This window comes from Glutamicibacter sp. JL.03c (assembly GCF_025854375.1).
GTDB lineage: Bacteria > Actinomycetota > Actinomycetes > Actinomycetales > Micrococcaceae > Glutamicibacter.
Map to the genome: position 1 here is coordinate 1,528,643 of NZ_CP107575.1, position 17,076 is coordinate 1,545,718.

The window sequence follows — 17,076 nt, forward strand, 5'->3', positions numbered from 1 at the left end:
GTGAACCGCTGAGAGCCTGGGGACGTTGCCTCCAACAAAATGTGCGCGTCGGCCGGACGGATTCGATGTGTTGTCGAACTTCGGCCGAGCGAGTCCAAAATCGATTCACGTGATCGTGCCGGTGACCTTGCGTTGAAGCTGGACTCTTTTCTCCAGATGACTGTGCGCGCAAGGGCCTGTATAGAGAATCCGCGAGGACCTCGGCTGCGTCGCAGGCGCTGTAGAGCCCATCTTTGTTGACGAAGGCGACCTATGCGCGCGGTCGCGGACGCCCGATTATTCCTTCGATCAGGCCGCTGGCATATTGATGTCCTGAGGCCGTACTCTGGTGTGTGGGTAGCACACGACCTTCGAACGTTATTTCACCGTCAAGTGGTCTCTGACCAGCAAAAACGTTTCCCTCAGAGACACCCAATTCTTCAATGTACCTATCGTGGGAAGTACGGCTACTTTGCCCGCTCGCTCAACGCCTACAGACGCGAGGGCAAAGAGTGCCTTCGATGTGCGCGGGATGGCAAAGTAACTCTGATTCGCCGAATCGCCTCTGAACATGGCTGCGCCATCCGCTTTTTGGGGCAGGGCTGGACGAGGTGCAAATGTGTGCGGTTCCGTAAAGGGGTCCAAGAGCAACCATCACTCAGTTGAACCGGTCTCGATCGGTAGCGTCACGGTGCGGCTCCAGGCGCTCCAGCTCCCGGGATAGAGCTTGCCACGTCCCAGCCCTGCGTATTCCATGGACAAGAGATTGTGGCAAGCGGTAATGCCCGCGCCGCAGTAGCTGACTACATCTGCGGCCTGCAGGACACCCGCGGCGGCAAAAGTCTCGCGAACCACTTCGGGCGGAGCCATCGTTGAATCGGCTTGAAGATGCTGCCGGCAGGGGAGATTGATTGCCCCCGGGATGTGTCCGCGGCGCGGATCGGCTTCCGGCACCTTGCCCAAGTTCGTATCGAATTCGGGCTCTTCGCCACGGTATCTATTCGCCGGCCTGGCATCAACTAGGAGGGACGACACATCGGCAGCCACTTCCTGGGTCGTTAATAGGGATCCAGCTGGCCACGGGCGCGGAAGGAAGGCAGTTTCGCGACGTGGAGGCATTGTTGAATCAAGCTCACCGGCGAATGCCTGGATGCCACCTGAAACAACCGAAGCAGGCACGTCGAGAAGACGTAGCATCCAAACCAGCCGCGCGGCGATGACTCCGCCAGCATCGTCATATGCGATTACTGGAACAGTACCGTCAATACCGGCACGTGACATGGCTGCAGCAAAATCCTTGGGCGTAGGGAATGGGCCACGGCCAGAGTCCTCAGTGATGTCCCCGGTGAGCGCCGTATCGAGATCGACAAAAACAGCACCGGGGACATGTCCCTGACAATAGGCATCGAACCCCGAGCGGTCCCAATACCAGCGGCTATCAACAAGAACAAAGTCCTCGGCTTGGCTTTCGCACCATTGCCAAGTGACAAACGGTTCCATGCGCCCTCACAAATGAAAAAACAACTGCGGAAAAACTGGTTATTCCAATATTTGGCTAGCAGACTGCTGTCTGCCAAGTTGTGTCCAGCATGTGGTGCGGCTGGCGCGAACGCCAAGATTCGCAGTCCTGGGCATGGACTACAATCAGGCGAGTTGAGTTGCCAGAACCTGCTCGTTGAATGGTGCCCAGGCGTCAACGGCCCACTGGCCAAAATTCTTGTCGGTCAGGGTCACGCACGCCAGGCGGTGTTCAGGATCTACCCATAGGAAGGTGCCCGACTGGCCAAAATGTCCGAAGGTGCTTATCGGGTGGCTAGCGCCAGTCCAGTGCGGATTCTTGGCGGAACGAATTTCAAAACCCAAACCCCAGTCGTTGGGACTCTGTCGCCCGTAGCCTGGAAGGATTCCGGCGAGATTCTCAAAATGTACTCGAGTGGCATCATCGAGTGTCTCTTCGGCAATGATGGTTGGGTTAAGCAGCTCAGCTGCGAACTTCGCCAGGTCATTGGCGGTGGAGCGGCCATCCTTGGCGCAGCTTCCGGCAATCCCAGTCCGGGTCATTCCCAGCGGCGCGAAAACCGCCTCGTGAGCGTACTCTGCCATGCTGATTCCGGTCTTTTGCTCCAAGTGTTCGGCTAGCTTCTCGAAGCCCGTATTGGAGTAGCCTCGCTTGGTGCCTACGGCAAAGCGAATGGTCTCAGAATCGAAGTCATAACCCGCAGTATGGGCCAGCAAATGGTGAACTGTTGATCCTGCAGGGCCGGCCGCGTCCTCCAGGGAAATTGCTTCCTCTTCCAGAGCTACCAGGAAAGCGTAGGCGCTGAGCAGTTTGGTCACTGAGGCAAGTGAATAAACCCGGTGCACATCACCATGCTGATCAACCACGTCACCGTGGCCGTCTACAACGACGGAAACTGCGTTCTCGGAAGGCCACTGGTCAATCTGGCTCAGAATGCTCATGGAATGATCTATCCCTCGATATTTCTTGTTGGTATTTGCGAGCAGAATCAGAAAAACCAAAGCACGCTTCGCTAGAATTGCGTGAAGGATTGAGTGCTACTGCCCAAACCAACCATAGCGATCTGACCCAAACTTAGGAACTTCACGCCGTGCATCTAAAGACTCTTACCGTTCGCGGATTCAAGTCTTTCGCGTCGGCAACTACCTTTGAGTTTGAACCCGGCGTCACGGCGGTAGTCGGACCCAACGGGTCGGGAAAGTCCAACGTCGTGGATGCCTTGGCCTGGGTCATGGGGGAACAAGGCGCGAAAACCCTTCGCGGCGGCAAAATGGAAGACGTGATCTTCGCCGGCACTTCCGGACGACCGCCCCTGGGCCGCGCCCACGTTTCGCTGACCATCGATAACGCGGATGGCCAACTCCCCATCGACTATGCGGAAGTTACCATTTCGCGCACCCTGTTCCGTGCCGGTGGCTCGGAATATGCCATCAATGGCAGCTCCTGCCGCTTGCTGGATATTCAAGAGCTGCTCTCGGATTCGGGCCTCGGGCGGGAAATGCATGTCATTGTCGGCCAAGGCCAGCTGGATCGAATCCTTCACGCCACCGCTGAAGATCGCCGCGGCTTCATCGAAGAAGCAGCCGGCGTCCTCAAGCACCGACGCAGGAAAGAAAAGACCCTGCGCAAACTTCAGGCGATGCAGGGCAACCTGGATCGCCTCGAAGACCTCAACGCCGAGGTGCGACGACAGCTGGCACCACTGGGCCGGCAGGCAAAAATTGCCCGCCGCGCTCAGACCGTGCAGCACGACGTCCGCGACGCCAAGTCGCGCCTGCTGGCCGATGACCTGGTGACGATGAATAATCGTCTGGCTCAAGACATCGATGATGAATCAAAGGTCCAGGCGCAACATCAGGAAGCCGCCGACCGGCTTGAGCGAGTCAAGAGGCACATCGCAGAGATCAGTGCACAGATCGAAAGCGTCACCCCGCGCCTGGGGCAAATGCAAGATACCTGGGTAGCGTTGAGCACCCAGGCAGAACGGTTCCGTTCACTGGCGGCGTTGGCCCGGGAACGCAGCAAACTGCTAGAGAGCAACGAAACCCATTTTGATTCCAGCAGGGATCCCGAACGCCTCGAATCCCAGGCCGAACGCCTGAGCGAAGAGCTGGAAGAGCTTGAAGAAGCCGTCGAGGACCGCCATGAAATCCTCGCCGAAGCGGTAGAAGCCAAAGAGCACGCCGAAGAGGAGTCGCGGGCCGAGCAGCAGCGCATGGCGGCGATGCTCCGTGCAGCCGCAGACCGGCGCGAAGGAATCTCCCGTTTGGCTTCGCAGGTCGCATCGGCACGGAGCCGCGTTGATGTCACCCGGGCCGAGATTGTTCGTTTGCAGGAGAGCGTTCAATCCTTTGATTCTGATCTTGAACTTGATCAGCGTTCACATAACGAGGTCTCCGCCGATTTGGAGACCCAACTTGCCGGGGAAACCGATCTAAATGAAGCTTTCGAGGTAGCGGATCACGATTTCGCTGATCTGGCGCAGACCCATCAGGCTGATGCCCAACGCGAACGCGAACTATCGGTGCGGGTCTCCGGGCTGCGCTCCCGGCTGGAAGCATTGAAGCTGAACACCAAGCCCGATGACCAGTCTTCGAAGTTGCTGCAGTCCGCCTCGACCGCGCTGCTCGGACGCCTCGGAGAGTTGATGACGGTCAACCCAGGCTATGAACAAGCAGTGGCAGCGATTCTGCGGGATAACGCGGAAGCGCTCGTCGCCCTTGACGCCTCCTCGGCATCAAGCCTGCTTGAACAGCTCCAGGCTGATGAAGCCAGCGCCGTCTTCCTGCACGCCAGCGGCAATGCAGTTCAACTATCAACACCCAGCCTTCACAGCGCCATAAGCGCTCGCGACGTAGTCGGCTCCGAGGCCAGGATCTCGGCGCTGCTGGACCAGCTATTTGCCGGATACTACGTGGTTGAAGAGCTCGGCCAGGCCCATGCAGTCGTAGCGGAGTATCCGGCGGCCAAGGTGACCACCTTGGAAGGGACAACCTTCTCAGCCTTGCGCAGCTCTGTCGGTGATGCGGCCGGCGCCTCGCTCATCGCCCAGCAGGCCATGGTTGAACAAACCGAAACGGAACTCAACGAATGCCAGACGGAGCTCTCGCTGGTTGAAGAACGCATCGCCGAACGTTCCCCGCAACTCTCAATCGCCCGGCAGCAGCGGGACGATGCGCTCTCGGCGTTGGCCGAATCCGATGCAGCCATCGACGAGCTCAGCTCCTATCTAGCACGCCTGGGCCAAAAGCTGCGCAGTGCCCAAGCCGACAAGCTCAAACTCATCGAGCGTCTTGAAGCGTCGAATGAGAAGCTGGAGATCGAGCAGGAATCCCTGGAAGAGATCACCGAGCGCATGGAGATGGCCTCGACGGATCAAGAAGAAGAGACCATTGACGATGCAGCCCGTGCCGCGTTGGCCGATGCAGCCGCGGCGGCCCGCCAGCAAGAGCTTGAAGCCCGCCTGGCGTTGCGCAGCAGCGAAGAGCGCGTATCCGGCTTGCGCTCCCGCATCGAAGGGCTTCGCCGTACCGCAGCTGCTGAACGCAATCACCGTGAAGTCGCTGCCCGCCGCGCAGAACAGCGCAAAGCACAGGCAGCCAACGCCAACCGGGTAGAGCAAGCAGCCGAACGCGTACTGCGGTTCATCGAAGTCTCGGTGTCGATGGCGGGGCAGGAGCGCGAAGAGCTCGGCTCGAAGAAGGCAGAACTCGACCAGATGCTCAGCAACCAGCGCACTGAGGCAGAGCAGCTGTCTGCCGAATTGGCCAGATTGTCGGACGCAGCACACCGAGATGAAATAGCGCGTGCCGAGCTGCGCCTGCGCATCGAGAACCTGGAAACCAAGGCTTTGGAAGAGTTGGGGTTCACACCGGATCACCTGATTGCCAACTACGGCCCAGATCAGCTGATCCCGGAAGCCATCGATGAAGACGACAAGTGGGGCAGCCTGCGCCAGAATGTCGATGAAGAGGGCAATCCCATCGGAACGAAGCCGTTCGACCGGGTTGAGCAGGAAAAGCGCCTCAAGAAGGCTGAAAGGGACCTGTCCGCACTGGGCAAGGTCAACCCGCTGGCCTTGGAGGAATTCGCGGCTCTGGAAGAACGGCACAAGTTCCTCTCCGGCCAGCTGGAGGACTTGAAGAAATCCCGCGGCGACCTGGAGCAGATCATTGCCGATGTGGACGCGCACGTGGAACGGGTCTTCACCGAGGCGTACAACGACACGGCTGTTCAGTTCAAGCGGATCTTCGATCGCCTGTTCCCGGGTGGTGAAGGCCAGCTGGTGCTGACCGATCCCGAGCATATGCTCACCACCGGCATCGAGGTGGAGGCGCGCCCCGCAGGCAAGAAGATCAAGCGCCTGTCCCTGCTCTCAGGCGGCGAACGTTCGTTGACCGCGGTGGCGCTGCTGGTCGCGATCTTCAAGGCCCGGCCTTCGCCCTTCTATGTCATGGATGAGGTTGAAGCCGCCCTGGACGATATGAACCTGGGCCGCCTCATCACCATTTTTGAAGAGCTGCGCGAGTCCTCGCAGCTGATCGTGATCACGCACCAGAAGAAAACCATGGAAGTCGCGGACGCGCTCTACGGCGTCACCATGCGCGGCGACGGCGTGACGACAGTGATCAGCCAGAAGATGGAACGAGCTGGATCTCAATAGTCGCCAGCTCGCCGGTCATCGTCTCGTCCGTGTGATTACGCTGAAGCCTTGCTTCGCTGCCTGCCAACGGCCGCTTCTACTGCGCGCAGGCGATCCTTCGCGCGCTGTCCATCTGGCGCCAGCCGAACGGCCTCCTGCATGGACTTCTCCGCGGCTTCAAGTTCTCCGGACTTGATAAGGCATTCGCCGTGTCGAAGATGATAAGCCGAGCGAACGGGACTGATCGCTATTGCCTTCTGCATTGCGCTCGCCGAACGCGCATAGTCTTTTCCAGCGGCAAAAACATAGCTCAAGCGCACCAAATAATGCGAATTACCTGGTGCCATTTCAATTGCTTTCGCCACGGACTTTTCTGCGTCGAGTAGTTCTCCGGCCATGAGCTGTCATTCTCCCAATCGAAGCTGGTACTCCGGCCTACCGGGCGAGAGGGAAATGGCCTGCTTCATTACCGCTACGGCGTCATTCCAACGCTCAAGTTCAGCGTATACGTAGCTCAATCGGACGTGGGTGTTCGGCGATTCTGGCTTTAATTGAATTGCTTTGGAAATCGACGATTCCGCCTCAGGCAGGCGGTTGGCCAGGCGCAACAGGTCTCCCAAGCGGAGGTGGAACTCGGCCTTGGACGGAGCAAGTTTGAGTGCTCGTCTCGTGGCTGACATCTACTGCGCTTAACCAGAATTCATATAAACCTAGTTGCACAAAATGCCTCGACGGGGTCTTTTTTCAGAAGTGCCTGGCTCAGTGGCGCTGATGTGTTTGTTTTGTCCTCAAAAGTGACTATTGATATGGGCAACCGCCATTATGATAGCCGAGCGCCAGGTCAGCCCGACACTTAGTTCTTTCTGGATAATCTCTTTCTCTTGCACCTGCAAACCTAACCTCTGGGTCACAAATCGTTCATTCATTATGGCGCTGCGAAGCATGTAGTAACGCCCGGGATCATGCGTGAGAGCAATGCGCGGCGACAGAGTCGCAAGGCTTCGAAGTTGATACGTGTCGCGTGAAAGCGTGTGGCGTTGCTGGAAGGTTGCCATGCATGCGTTCGTCACCGAGTTACGGGAAATTGGGGTAGCCGATCGCGGGCGACCGGACTGCTCGGCACGTCGGGTACTTGTCAGGCCGCGCCTCGATTGATCCAGGGGCCCTGGCTATTAGTCATTCGTCGAAATCAGGTGATGAAAGCGCTGGAAGAGCAACATTGCATGACTGTGGCCAAAATTACTTATTGGTACTAATCAGACCGGCAAATGGTGTGCATGGCAATACTCGGTTCTCATGGTGAACTCTATATATACTTAGCGTAGACAAAAAAATTGAACCTTACTTGTTCTGAGATTTGGGAAATAGATGGCTCTGTTTAGACGACGTACCAAAACTGCTTGCACCAAGGAATCGCTGACCGAGGCGAAAGCCCAAACTGTTGAACCAGCATCCGTGGAAGTCTCGCCTGTTGAGGTGCAAAGCGCCGCATCCGAGAATGCACTGGAACTAGTCGAACCATTGCAGCGTGCCGAAGAAGTCTTCGTCAGCGTCATCATTCCTGTTTATAACTCGATGCCTTATCTGACCGAGCTGCTCAATTCTTTGGAACTGCAGGACTTGGACAAGAGCCTTTATGAGGTGATTGCAATCAATGACGGATCCACTGATTTCGGTGGGGAGATCTTGGATGTGTATGCCAAGCGCAATGAAAACTTCACTGTGGTGCATCAGGAAAATAGCGGATGGCCCGGAAAGCCCCGCAATGTAGGTACCGCGCTGGCAAAGGGCGAGTACGTTTTCTACGCGGACTCGGACGACACCTTGGGGACCGAAGCGCTGCGCAGAATGCGTGAGTTCGCCATGGCGCACGACGTTGACGTACTAGCCCCAAAACTGGTTCCCGTCGGCGGTCGCGTAATCCGAACCTCGCTGTTTTCCTCAACCCAGATCGACGTTCCTCTTGAGCAGATCTTCGCGACGCTGATGCCCCAGAAACTTATTCGCCGGCAGATGATCCTCGAACGCGATTTGCGTTTTGCAGAAGAAAAAGTCCGTCTTGAAGACGGAATGGTTCTGGCGGGATGCTACCTTCATGCCAAACGTGTGAGCGTGCTAGCCGACTACGAGTACTACTACATTCGCGAACGTGGCGACGGAAATAACATCAGCACTCAGCCTTTTGAGCCCATGGGTTACGTCGAATCCATGACGCATATCAGTAAAACGATTCGAAACAACACCACCGAAGATCCGCACCTTGGACGCATGCTGATCGCCGGCTTGTTTAAACGCAAGGGATTAAAATTTTTCGTAGGACAACGCTTCTTGAAGTATCGCGAGTCCCGCGCGAAGCTATGGATCTCTGCGTTTGGCCCCTACGTTCAAGAATTCCTCGCAGGGAACACGAACGAAGTGCTCAGCGATCACGATACAGCCAAAGCCATGGCGATCATTGCCGGGGACTACGACGAACTTAAGAGCTTGGCCTCCAAGGATGAAGAGGCTGCCGTCCGCCCTGAAGTTACCAAGGCCTCAGGCAAGAGTGATCATTTCGAACTGCAGTTCACTTCGGCCGTCATCGGGCCCATCCCGCGAGGTCTCTACATCGACGAGCGCGAAACCGACCGTCGCCTGGAATTCCCGGTGGTAGAGCAGGGCACCGGTCGCTATATGGCAAGGATCGACTTTGCAACCCTAGGCGCTCAAATTGTGGGCATCGGTGATATTCATGTGAAATACGACCACGCTGAGACTCGACGCATGCGAATCGGAACCAGTGTGAAGGAGGCAACCCACGCAGGAGCCCGTTTATACAGAACCGTCAACGGTGCGTTGAGCATCGATCTTCGAAAGGCGAAGCTCGGCTAGCCGACTGCAGACAGCGAGGGAGCGATTACCAATGGCTGGTCTTCGCTCCCTCGCTGTCTAACTTCTTCCTCATTGTTTGGGGCCAGTGCCCATCGATAGCCAAAGCTAGCTCGTGCTTTTTGGTGCTTCGGCTCCTTCAGCGAGCGCCACTGGGCGGATGGTGCGCGGGACGAAAGCCCATCCGATCAGGCCGACCAGAGCGATCAAGGCGGAAATGCCGAAGGCGATTTCGTAGTTCAACGCATCGGCCAGGAACCCTGCCAGCAGCGGCCCGATAATCGCGCCGAAATCCTGGCACATCTGGAATCCAGCCAGTGCCTTGCCACCATTGCGTCCGGTGCCAATGACATCGGATACGGATGCCTGCTGGGCAGGGCCGAGAATGCCTCCGCCGAATCCGGCGAAAATTGAGCAAATGACGAAACCGGCCGTCGAGGTGAAGATTCCCATGGAGCCAATGGACAGCAGCAAGAGGGTCAGCCCCAGCATTACCGGGATCTTGCGTCCGACCCTGTCAGTTAGCTTGCCGGAGAAAAGCAAGGCACAGCCATTGCCGATCGCAAAGAGGGCCATTGACAGTCCTGCGATCGTGGTGCCAAGGCCCTCTCCAAACACCGCCAGCGCAAACAGCGGGATCATGCTGTTTCTGATGCCGAAAGCCAGCCAGCCATAGCTGAAGCCGGAGAACAGCGCCGCACGATACGCGGGCGAGCTCAGGGCCTCGCCAGTGGTGACCACCTCGATGACGCTTCTGGTCTTTCTCGGGTCTTCGGCATCACGGTCGAGGTCGCGGCGGCGGCCCAAAGCAAAGTAGACCACGGCCGCGGCGATCACCAACGCCGTGCCGTAGATGAAGAAGGGCACCCTCATGCCCAGAGGTGCCAGGGCACTGCCGAGGACTGGACCAGCGACGTTGCCCAGCAAGAATGCTCCTGCATAAAGGCCTGAAATTCGGCCGCGGGATTTTTCGGGGGACAGCCGTGCAATCAGCGCCATCGCCGAAATGGTGAACATCGTGGATCCGAAGCCGCCGAGTCCGCGGGCGATGAGCAATTGGGTGTAGTCCTGGACGAAGCCGCAAAGCAGGGTGGAGAGCGCGACGAGCAGGACACCGGTGACATAGATCCGAGGTTCGCCGAGCTTGCCCACAAGCGCACCGGCCACCGGTGCGAAGATCAGACGGGTGAAGGCAAAGATGCTCACGATCACGCTGGCCGCAGCCGCGCCGACATCAAAGCTCACCGCATATTGCGGCAGGATCGGGGCGATGAGACCGAAGCCCAAAGCGATAATGAACGCCGCCACCAGAAGAACGCCGATTTCTCGGGGGATGGGTGCGCGTGCAGCAGCTTTAGAGGAGAAAAACTTCTTCATTGCCGATGGCCTGGGATGACACAGGCCTTCCAGCCTTTCTTCGGAACAGGTGAGGTCGATAGAACCTGACTAAGTCTATGTCCTCTTGAACTTTCTTATCAGGGGATTATTAGTGCTCTTCGCGATTTACCACAGCGTGGTATCTCACAGAAGGTATGAGACGATTTAACACGTGTCTGATTCGCTTATATTAACCATCATCATTGTCGCGGTTGTTGCCGTGGTGGGCATTGGCGTCATTGCCTTTGTCACCAAGGGCCGCAAGCCCAAGACTCCATATACCTCAGAGCGCGATGCTGACGACCTGCCAGCCGGTCAAACAGCAGAAGGCACGACCGAGGCGGTTGCTGACGCCGCAGGTGCCACCGATACTGCTGTTGCAGTCGAGGAACCTGTCTCCCCGGCAGCTCCGCAGCTCGACGTTCCTGAACCTGTTCAGGGCCGCTTGGCACGACTGCGTGCCCGCCTGACCAAGTCCAACAACATGTTCTCCAAGGGCCTGCTGGCACTGCTCAGCCAGGACACCATTGACGAGGATGTCTGGGAAGAAATCGAAGAGAATCTGCTGATGGCAGACCTCGGCACCGAACCAGCCATGGAACTCGTTGATGCCCTGCGCGAACGTGTGAAGATCGAAGGCAGCAAGGATCCTGCCCGGGTCAAGGCCATGCTCCGCGAGGAACTGCTCAAGCTCGTGGATCCAAGCCTGGACCGCAGCTACCTGCCTGAACCGCACCCGGATCGTCCGAGCATCATCATGGTCGTGGGCGTCAACGGCGTTGGCAAGACCACCACCATCGGCAAAATGGCCCGTGTGCTCGTCGCCGAGGACAAGGATGTATTGCTCGGTGCGGCGGATACCTTCCGCGCCGCGGCTGCCGAGCAGCTGGCTACCTGGGGCGACCGTGTTGGTGTGCCAACCGTCCGCTCTGATATCGATGGTGCCGACCCGGCCTCGGTGGCCTTTGAAGCTGTTTCGGCTGGCATCGACCAGGAAGTCGATATCGTGATGATCGATACCGCTGGTCGGCTGCAGAACAAGGTCGGCCTGATGGACGAGCTGGGCAAGATCAAGCGCGTGGTCGAGAAAAAGGCCACCATTGACGAGGTGCTGCTCGTTTTGGACGCAACCACCGGACAGAACGGCCTGCAGCAGGCCAAGGTCTTCTCCGAGGTCGTCAACGTGAGCGGCATTGTGCTGACCAAGCTCGATGGCACAGCCAAGGGCGGCATCGTTGTCGCGATCCAACGACAGCTGGGCGTGCCAGTGAAGCTGGTTGGCTTGGGCGAGGGCCCGGATGATCTGGCGCCGTTCAGCCCAGAGGATTTCGTGGACGCTTTGCTCGAAGGCTAAGTGGAGAATCAACCGGATGCAACGCTGGCCCTGCCTTTAGGCAGGGCCAGCGTTGCATCAATAGGGTGACGCGCTACCCGCGCGACGTCCGTTTTTCGGGGAGATGTTGCACGACACGCCCACACAGGGGATGTGATGCAGGTCAAATACCATTGAATCCCAAGGCTTAGTCCGGTTCGTAAGTTCCCTAGTCAACATCTAGGTTGAGCCGTTCATTCGGGCAGTCGAACAGAGCGAGTCCGATAGCGCATGGAGCGCGCATTCAGAAACCGGTCAGGATTTCCGGTAAGTATTGTCTGCGAGCAACGGTGTTTCAAGTCCTTGGAGACCAGCTCCGTTAGACAGCCCAGACGGTAAAGGATCCATCCAGACGTGTCGTCCAACCAAGACTTGCCCATGCCCGTTGCGCAGGACCCGAAACCTCGGGGATTCCGCGCGGATATCCAGGGACTGCGCGCCATTGCAGTGGGCATCGTCGTGTTGTACCACTTTTGGGGCCACTACCTGCCAGGCGGGTTTGTGGGCGTTGATGTATTCTTCGTCATTTCTGGCTTCCTGATTACCTCGCATCTGATTGCCAAGCCACCGAAGAATGCGGCAGACGTGGCACGATTCTGGATGCGGCGCGTCAAAAGGCTGATTCCCGCCTCGTTCCTCGTCATTCTCTGCAGCGTGCTGGGTATCTGGATCTTCGCTCCGCAGACGGTTTGGGAAGACTGGGGGCTGCAAGCATTTGCAGCAACCTTTTATTTCCAAAACTGGTTCCTGGCCCTGACCAAGGTCGACTATCTGGCCGAGGGTGACGCGCCCAGCCCATTCCAGCATTTCTGGTCGCTCTCGGCGGAAGAACAGTTCTACTTCGTCTGGCCGATCCTCATTGGCCTGCTGATCTTCGCCGCGATCAAATACAAGAAGAAGTCGCAAAACGTCGTACTGGCGGGCATCGGGATCGTCTTCGTGCTGTCCATCTGCTACTCGTTGTACCAGACAGCCACGGAACCCGGCGGTGCCTACTTCTCCACCTTCACTCGTGTCTGGGAATTCTCAGCCGGCGCTCTCGTCGCCGCCCTGGGCCACAAGGCCCATGCGGCGAAGAGCGACTTGATGAGCCTGATCGGCTCATGGGGAGGCGTGCTTGCTATCGGATTCAGCGCAGTGGCCTTCACCGGAGAGATGCCGTTCCCTGGCTATATTGCCATCATCCCGGTATTCGGCACTGCGCTGATCCTGCTCGCCTACTCGACCCACAAGTATTCGCCGACCCTGTTCCTGAACACCAAGCTGTTCCAGTTCTTTGGCGATAATTCCTATGCCATTTACTTGTGGCACTGGCCGTTGCTGGTGCTGATGCCATTCATGGTTGATGATTTCAAGTGGCCGCAGAAGATGATCGCCCTGGTGCTGACACTGGTCCTGGCTGTCCTGACGCAGAAGCTCGTTGAGGTCCGCTTCCGCCGGTTCATCGATACTTCCGCCCTCCTATCGGCTCCCCGGTTCCTTGCCGCCGGCAGTCTCGTGCTGGCCCTGTTCGCCGGTGCTTTCTACTTGAACAGCGCCCGCATCACTAATGACGCACAGGACATCAACAAGGCCCTGGCCCAAGTCGAAAAGGAAGTGGGCGAGAGCTGCTTCGGCGCCTCCGCATTGGGCGACGGCTGCACCAAACAAGACGCCGCGGAGACCCCATATCAACAAGTTGCGCCCGAGCCTGTGGCTGCGAAAACCGATAAGCCCGTGCTCTACAAGGATGATTGCTTCGCGAGCCAAACCACCGATTTCCAAGACCGCCCGGTTTGCAGTTATGGCAAGGGCAAAATCAAGGTGGCCCTGGTCGGCAACTCGCATGCGGGCCAGTGGTTCCCGGCGCTCGACAAGCTGGCTCAGGAAAATGGCTGGCAGATCGACACCTACCTGGCCAACCGCTGTGCTGTCATGGGAGAGGAACAGGAGTTCGACTCCGAGGCGAAGGACGAGGGCTGCGGCGAACTGGGCGACTGGGCTACGAAGCAGATCCAGAAGCAGGATTATGATCTGGTCATCAGTTCCAACCGGCAGTCGGTGCCCGTCAGCGGGCACAGCATGGAATCCACGGAAGAACCCGCAACCCAAGCCTACGAGACCATCCTGAAAGAATGGGCCGACACCGGGGCGCAGGTTGCCGTTATCCGGGATACCTCATGGCCCGGGGCGACCCTTGAAAATGTGCCCGACTGCGTTGCGGAAAACTCTGACGAGCTCAGTGAATGCAGCGGGGATGCCGACAAGTGGATTCCACAAGATCCCCAGGCCGACGCAGTCAAAGCCTTGGACGACCCGAACATCGTGCAAATCGACATGAACGACCAGCTGTGCGAAGACGACCGCTGCTATACGGTGGTGGGTGGAATCGTGGCCTATTGGGACCACTCGCACCTGAGCGCAACCTACGCCCAGTCCCTTTCCACGACTCTTGGCTCGCGCATGGAGAAGGCGCTGAAGTCAGAGCAGCTGTTCCCCTCAGCCTGAGCCGGGGGATCACCCCACGATGCAGCACTGGGTCCCCTAAGCCCTCGTCCCTGCCCGTACTTGGCGCCGCGTCAAATCGCCAAGGCTCGGCAAGAGGGTCAGCGGGATGATGGTGCGCCCCGCCCGGGCCGGAATGCGGAAACCGTCGGATCGCCTTCCAGCCAGAACCGCCAGGGATAAGCAGGACCGCCCGCGATTCCCGCAACGCCAACTCTCGGGCCGCACAGGATCGGCGTGCCCAGTGCCGGCCCCTGGCTGATGGCAAACGGTGGCTCGAATAGGTCCCTGCCGTCGTGGCTTTCACGGTCTATTCCCAGACACGCCGCGAGATTCCCCGGACCCCGCGCCAACTGGGCTTCGCGGATCGGAGCGGCATGAGGTCCCAGCGGGCGTTTCGCCGTTCTCCGGCGACGCGCCAGATCGATGCCCTGGACAATCTGTCCTGAACGTACCAGCACGCCGGATGCCACGTGTTCCTCGGAGCACACCAGATTCAACGCGAAGTGCATCCCATAGCTGAAATACACATAGGCGTGGCCCGGCGGCAGGAACATCGAGGAGTTGCGGGCAGTCTTTCGATCCTTGGAATGGCTGCCCGGATCGTAGGGGCCGGTGGACCCGACCCCCAGATAGGCTTCGGTCTCCGTGATCCGCAGGCTTACCAGTCCCTGGGGTGAATCGACGCTGAGGATCGAACCCAGCAGGCGAGGGGCCACGCTGAGCGCATCAGGCATGAAGAAGGATCGGTCCACGAACCCAGTATTCCAGCGTGTGCACTTCCAGGCTTTCTTGCGGTGTGGATTCACATGGATAGCGGCCATTCGTGAAGGCTTTGAAACATGCCGGAAACCGGTACGAGAACCAAACGTTACCCCCGAGCGCTCTTGGATACATTCTTGAAATGCGGCAGCGAGGGAACCGAAACATCGTTGGCGAAGAATAGTTTCAACACCGGGCCATTAACACCGCAGACTGCAGCTGGGCCCGACTCGCCACCGATACACCGAACACCTTGAGGGGATGTGATCCAGATGGAGTTGGACGTAGCCAGCTTGTGGATCCTGATAGCAGCCGCACTTGTCTTGATGATGACACCAGCACTTGGAATTTTCTATGGCGGCATGACTCGCGCTACCGGCGTGGTCAACATGATGCTGATGAGCTTCTCCGCTGCGGCAATTACCGCGGTGGTTTGGGTGCTGTGGGGGTACTCGTTCTCCGCTGGTGAACCAACCATCGCGGGTATCGTCGGAAATCCGATTAGCGATTTCGCGATGCACAACACCGAACAAGCCGACCTGCTTTCTGCAGGTTTCTCTGGCACCTTCGCGATGATTTCGGTCGCCATCATCTCCGGAGCCATCGCCGACCGCGCTCGCTTCGCTCCGTGGCTGTTCTTCATCCCGCTGTGGGTCACCCTGGTGTACGCACCGGTGGCATTCTGGGTCTGGGGCGGCGGCTTGCTTTCCGCAGACGGCTTCCTCGGCCAGATCTTCGGTGAAGCCATCGACTTCGCAGGTGGCGCGGTAGTCCACACCAACGCAGGTATCGCAGCTCTTGTCCTCGCTCTCAAGCTCGGCCAGCGTCACAACTTCCACGATCGTCCGCAGCCGCACAACACTCCACTGGTGATGCTCGGCGCTGGCCTGCTGTGGTTCGGCTGGTTCGGCTTCAACGCAGGTGCGTCCACCACCATCGAACAGGCTGGCCTGATCTGGATCAATACTTTCGCGGCACCGGGCGCAGCTGTTCTCGGCTGGATCCTCGTTGAGAAGCTTCGCGGCGAGCGCGCCAGCTCGGTAGGCGTTGCCTCCGGCCTCGTCTCCGGCCTGGTGGCCATCACTCCTTCCTGCGCAGACCTGGCCCCGTGGGCAGCACTGCTTCTCGGTGTTCTGGCGGGTGCCGGTTCAGCCTGGGCCGTCAACCTGAAGTGGAAGCTTGGCTACGATGACTCGCTCGACGTAGTTGGCGTGCACCTGGTCTCCGGCATCATCGGAACCTTGTTCCTCGGCTTCTTCGCCCTGCCGAACGAGGAAAGCGCCGGTGGCCTGTTCTACGGCGGCGGCCTGTCGCAGCTCGTGGCACAGTTCATGACGCTTCTCGTAGTGATGCTCTTCTCCGCGGTAATGACCTGGATCATTGCATCGGTCATCGGGAAGTTCAGCCCATGGCGCGTATCGGCCGATATTGAAATCGCTGGTATCGACGCAGCCGAACACAATGATGCTGGTTACCAGCTGGCCTCGAAGTAAAGGGGTGGGACCTGAATAATAAGAACGACATAAACAAGGGGTAGGACGCCATAGGGTGTCCGGGAGACCGCCGGTGGGCCATGCAGCCACCGGCGGTTCTTCGCATCCACTGGTGGATTCAGCTCAGCGTGGATCAGCCGGGCGCTGGCCGGGCTGATGGCCGGCGTTCCTGGTTGACGCCATGGGAGAAACCCTTGCCAGGTGCTGGCGGAACGAGAGCGCCTGGCTCACCCTTCGGCGCTCTGCGTTCACTGCACCGATGCCAACCGTCCGGTTGCGGAGGCGACCCCCGCCTTCTTCTTGCAGGTCTCGAACTCCTGGACGGGCGATAGGCCCTGCGCTGCCAGCAGTGGCCTCATCGTGGCGCCACAGTGGATCTGGAATGCCGACCTGCCTCTGCCATTCGGCGGGGTCTTCGATACGGTGGCCGGCTGCGGACGCCGGTTGCAGACGGAAATTCCGCCGCACGAACGCTGCAGCAGCCACGCGCGAACCAAGGTAAGCAGGACATCGCGGACTAGGAAAGGGCGCAGACCGGCCATGGGTGGCGCCAGCGCTACGCCAGCGAGCTGGAAGCAGG

Annotated in this window: 13 protein-coding genes; 5 read left to right on the top strand and 8 right to left on the bottom strand. The window is 58.7% G+C overall.

Annotated features, from left to right (window positions below):
* Window positions 1-633: 633 nt before the first annotated feature.
* Window positions 634-1,479: a sulfurtransferase gene (locus tag OF385_RS06985; RefSeq protein WP_264277613.1), complete on the bottom strand. Its 846-nt coding sequence runs from the start codon at window positions 1,477-1,479 to the stop codon at window positions 634-636.
* A 144-nt stretch (window positions 1,480-1,623) separates the two neighbouring features.
* Window positions 1,624-2,439: a serine hydrolase domain-containing protein gene (locus OF385_RS06990; protein WP_264277614.1), complete on the bottom strand. Its 816-nt coding sequence runs from the start codon at window positions 2,437-2,439 to the stop codon at window positions 1,624-1,626.
* 149 nt (window positions 2,440-2,588) lie between these two features.
* Here OF385_RS06990 and smc point away from each other — a divergent pair, with 149 nt between their 5' ends.
* Window positions 2,589-6,161, top strand: a complete 3,573-nt coding sequence (smc, locus tag OF385_RS06995; protein WP_264277615.1) for a chromosome segregation protein SMC — start codon at window positions 2,589-2,591, stop codon at window positions 6,159-6,161.
* Window positions 6,162-6,196: 35 nt separating this feature from the next.
* Here smc and OF385_RS07000 read toward each other — a convergent pair whose 3' ends face one another.
* The 3 genes from OF385_RS07000 to OF385_RS07005 all read right to left on the bottom strand — a co-directional run bounded on the left by OF385_RS07000 (window position 6,197) and on the right by OF385_RS07005 (window position 7,195).
* Window positions 6,197-6,538 (bottom strand): tetratricopeptide repeat protein, encoded by a 342-nt coding sequence (locus OF385_RS07000; protein WP_264277616.1) that lies wholly within the window; start codon window positions 6,536-6,538, stop codon window positions 6,197-6,199.
* 6 nt (window positions 6,539-6,544) lie between these two features.
* A complete protein-coding gene (locus tag OF385_RS16725; RefSeq protein ID WP_413468126.1) occupies window positions 6,545-6,820 on the bottom strand; it encodes a tetratricopeptide repeat protein in 276 nt (91 codons plus the stop codon).
* A 108-nt stretch (window positions 6,821-6,928) separates the two neighbouring features.
* The gene (locus tag OF385_RS07005) at window positions 6,929-7,195 is read right to left on the bottom strand and encodes a hypothetical protein (protein WP_264277617.1); all 267 of its coding nucleotides are present in this window, start codon (window positions 7,193-7,195) and stop codon (window positions 6,929-6,931) included.
* Between the two features lie 400 nt (window positions 7,196-7,595).
* On the opposite strand from OF385_RS07005, the gene OF385_RS07010 reads away from it, so the two are divergent.
* Window positions 7,596-9,011: a glycosyltransferase family 2 protein gene (locus OF385_RS07010; protein WP_264277618.1), complete on the top strand. Its 1,416-nt coding sequence runs from the start codon at window positions 7,596-7,598 to the stop codon at window positions 9,009-9,011.
* Between the two features lie 105 nt (window positions 9,012-9,116).
* Here OF385_RS07010 and OF385_RS07015 read toward each other — a convergent pair whose 3' ends face one another.
* Window positions 9,117-10,385: an MFS transporter gene (locus OF385_RS07015; RefSeq protein WP_264277619.1), complete on the bottom strand. Its 1,269-nt coding sequence runs from the start codon at window positions 10,383-10,385 to the stop codon at window positions 9,117-9,119.
* Between the two features lie 172 nt (window positions 10,386-10,557).
* On the opposite strand from OF385_RS07015, the gene ftsY reads away from it, so the two are divergent.
* The gene (gene ftsY, locus OF385_RS07020; RefSeq protein WP_264277620.1) at window positions 10,558-11,739 is read left to right on the top strand and encodes a signal recognition particle-docking protein FtsY; all 1,182 of its coding nucleotides are present in this window, start codon (window positions 10,558-10,560) and stop codon (window positions 11,737-11,739) included.
* Between the two features lie 372 nt (window positions 11,740-12,111).
* Window positions 12,112-14,244: an acyltransferase family protein gene (locus OF385_RS07025; protein ID WP_264277621.1), complete on the top strand. Its 2,133-nt coding sequence runs from the start codon at window positions 12,112-12,114 to the stop codon at window positions 14,242-14,244.
* A 98-nt stretch (window positions 14,245-14,342) separates the two neighbouring features.
* Here the strand turns inward: OF385_RS07025 and OF385_RS07030 are convergent, their stop codons facing one another.
* A complete protein-coding gene (locus OF385_RS07030; RefSeq protein ID WP_264277622.1) occupies window positions 14,343-14,996 on the bottom strand; it encodes a DNA-3-methyladenine glycosylase in 654 nt (217 codons plus the stop codon).
* Window positions 14,997-15,275: 279 nt separating this feature from the next.
* On the opposite strand from OF385_RS07030, the gene OF385_RS07035 reads away from it, so the two are divergent.
* Complete coding sequence (locus OF385_RS07035) at window positions 15,276-16,496, top strand: ammonium transporter (RefSeq protein WP_264277623.1); 1,221 nt, start codon at window positions 15,276-15,278, stop codon at window positions 16,494-16,496.
* Between the two features lie 248 nt (window positions 16,497-16,744).
* Here the strand turns inward: OF385_RS07035 and OF385_RS07040 are convergent, their stop codons facing one another.
* Window positions 16,745-17,038 (bottom strand): hypothetical protein, encoded by a 294-nt coding sequence (locus tag OF385_RS07040; protein ID WP_264277624.1) that lies wholly within the window; start codon window positions 17,036-17,038, stop codon window positions 16,745-16,747.
* Window positions 17,039-17,076: the final 38 nt, after the last annotated feature.